At 65.8% G+C, this 2,026-nt stretch carries 2 protein-coding genes; both read left to right on the top strand.

Annotated features, from left to right (window positions below; translation table 11 throughout):
- Nucleotides 1–316, top strand: a 316-nt coding sequence (gene tnpB / locus NKH59_RS33240; RefSeq protein ID WP_502908734.1) for an IS66 family insertion sequence element accessory protein TnpB, incomplete at its 5' end; no start/stop codon positions are given.
- A 66-nt stretch (nt 317–382) separates the two neighbouring features.
- Nucleotides 383–2,026, top strand: a 1,644-nt coding sequence (gene tnpC, locus NKH59_RS33235) for an IS66 family transposase (protein WP_353024451.1), incomplete at its 3' end; no start/stop codon positions are given.

Here is a 2,026-nt window from a genome sequence, read left to right as displayed (position 1 = left end):
GTTGGCGGTCGGCCGGACCGATATGCGTCGCGGAATGCAAGGCCTCGCCCTGCAGGTTCAGGAGACGTTGGGCCGGGATCCGCATGCCGGCGATCTTTATGTCTTCCGCGGCCGCAGCGGCAATCTGGTCAAGATTATCTGGCATGATGGGCTCGGCATGTCGCTATATGCAAAACGGCTCGAGAAGGGCCGGTTTCTATGGCCGTCGCCGGCGGACGGCACGGTTTCCATATCACCGGCGCAGCTCGCCTACATGCTCGACGGGATCGATTGGCGCAACCCGCTTCACACGTTCCGCCCGCAGCGCGCGGGCTGAGTTTTTCTTTGAGTTTGCGCCATTTTCCGCGAGTCAGCGGACGCGTTTTATGATTCACTCCAGGGCATGGTTGCCACCGCCCAGGATGCTGTTCCGGACGATATTGGCGCGCTGAGAGCAGCGCTGACCGCGGCGCTGGCCAGAGCCGAAGACGAGGCCGCGCGCGCTGCGCTGGTCGAGGCCGAACTGGCGGTCGCCAGGGCCAAGGCATCGGATGATGCGGCGCTGATCGCGCATCAGCATCTGACGATCCGGAAGCTGCAGCGGGCGCTGCATGGTCAGAGTTCTGAACGCTCAGCCCGCCTGCACGACCAGATGGAACTCACCTTCGAGGAACTCGAGAGCACCGCGACGGAAGACGAGATCGCCGCCGAACAGGCAGCGGCCCGGACCACCGAGGTGGCGCCTTACATGCGCAAGCGACCGACGCGCCAGCCATTTCCCGAGCACCTGCCGCGCGAACGCGTGGTCGAGCCGGCGCCGACCGCTTGCCACTGCTGCGGCGGTCATCGGCTGCGCAGGCTGGGTGAGGATATCACCGAGACGCTGGAGGTGGTGCCGCGGCAATGGAAGGTGATCCAGCACGTGCGGGAGAAGTTCACCTGCCGCGACTGCGAGGCGATCAGCCAGGCTCCGGCGCCGTTCCACGCCACCCCGCGCGGCTGGGCCGGTCCCGGCTTGCTGGCGATGATCCTGTTCGAGAAGTTCGGCCAGCATCAGCCGCTCAACCGTCAGGCCGAACGCTATGCCCGCGAAGGCGTGCCGCTCAGCCTGTCGACGCTCGCCGACCAGGTCGGCGCCGGCGTCGCGGCGCTGATGCCGCTGTTCAAGCGGCTCGAAGCCCATGTGCTGGCCGCTTCGCGTCTGCACGGCGACGACACGACGGTGCCGGTCCTGGCCAAGGGCAAGACCGATACCGCCCGATTATGGACCTATGTGCGTGATGACCGACCGTTCGGCGGTGTCGATCCGCCGGCGGCGGTGTTCTATTATTCCCGCGATCGCCGAGGCGAACATCCCGCGGCGCATCTTGCCGGCTGGAGCGGCATTCTGCAGGCCGATGCCTTTGGTGGTTATGGCGATCTCTATGCGACGGGTCGTCAGCCGGCGCCTATTCTGGAAGCCAGCTGCTGGGCCCACAGCCGGCGCAAAGTGTTCGAGCTGGCCGATATCGAAGCGGCGGCGCGCAAGAAGGCGCACGGCGAGAAGCCCAACCTGGTCTATCCGCTGGCGGTCGAAGCCGTGAAGCGCATCGATGCCCTGTTCGATATCGAGCGCGCGATCAACGGCCTGTCGCCGGCCCAACGCCACGCCGTGCGCCAGGAGCGCAGCCTGCCGCTGGTCGCGGAGCTCGAGACCTGGATGATCGAGACGCGCGACAAGCTCTCGCGCGGACACGATCTGACCAAGGCCTTCAACTACATGCTGCGCCGCTGGTCATCCTTCGCCCGGTTCCTCGACAATGGGCGGATCTGCCTATCCAACAATGCAGCCGAGCGAGCCCTGCGCGGCATCGCTCTCGGCAGAAAGTCCTGGCTGTTCTGCGGTTCCGATCGCGGCGGACAGCGCGCTGCCGTTCTCTACAGCCTGATCGTCAGCGCCAAGTTGAATGACGTCGACCCTCAGGCCTGGCTCGCCGACGTCCTCGCCCGACTGCCCGCCTATCCGGCTCATCGGATCGATGATTTGCTGCCGTGGAATTGGAGATCC

The sequence above is a fragment of the Mesorhizobium sp. M0998 genome (genome assembly GCF_040318885.1).
In the GTDB taxonomy this organism is placed as follows: domain Bacteria; phylum Pseudomonadota; class Alphaproteobacteria; order Rhizobiales; family Rhizobiaceae; genus Mesorhizobium.
This window is presented reverse-complemented; position numbering and strand designations above follow the sequence as displayed.